Annotated in this window: 1 protein-coding gene; it reads right to left on the reverse strand. The window is 61.5% G+C overall.

Annotated features, from left to right (window positions below):
* Nucleotides 1-500: DUF4158 domain-containing protein (locus QHC67_RS18985; RefSeq protein WP_319296726.1), on the reverse strand; the 500-nt coding region annotated here is incomplete at its 3' end.
* Nucleotides 501-667: the final 167 nt, after the last annotated feature.

Consider the following 667-nt stretch of genomic DNA (forward strand, 5'->3'; position numbering starts at 1 on the left):
ATTCCGGCGCGCTCGATCACCGATGGGGATGGCAGCGTGATGCCTGATGCCCGCAGCGATTCCATGATGCCGACCACGATTGGCAAGCCGCGATCGGTTGACCAAGCGGCTTTTGCCCCTGCCTCGATCAGCAATGGCAGATCGGCATTGGTGGGCCCGCGAAGCCCGAGAGCGCCTCCCACCTGCCGGGCATGGACCGACGCTGTCGCGGGTCGGGCGGCGTAGGTGTCGAACGCTGATGCGGACACGTCGATCTGCTCGGCCATGAACGCGACGAGGTGTCCTGGCGCGCCGACTTCGAGCGTAAATCCAAACCCTGGATGGCGCATCAGCGCCAGCTGCACAGCGAAGCCGATCTGGTTCGTGTCGCCCCGCCGCTCAGCAATCAGTGCGAAGTCCCGAGACGATAACATATAATGCCGTGCGAGATCCTCGCGGGCTGCGGGCACGTTGAACAGCGCGTGCCGTTCGCTATCGGTCAGGAGGTCGCGTCGCGCCATGATATATCCGTCCACAAATGGGTGAGAAGAATTGTGGACTTAAGACCTAATTGAGACGTAGTCTCTGGACGGCTTTGGGGTATGCCGCGCGTGTAGATATCAGCGCTGATTGGCACCGTTCTGTCAGCGCTAAGTGACACCGATCACGAGGGTGCTGCGTGCAGCTT

The sequence above is a fragment of the Sphingobium sp. genome, assembly GCF_033795625.1.
In the GTDB taxonomy this organism is placed as follows: Bacteria; Pseudomonadota; Alphaproteobacteria; order Sphingomonadales; family Sphingomonadaceae; genus Sphingobium.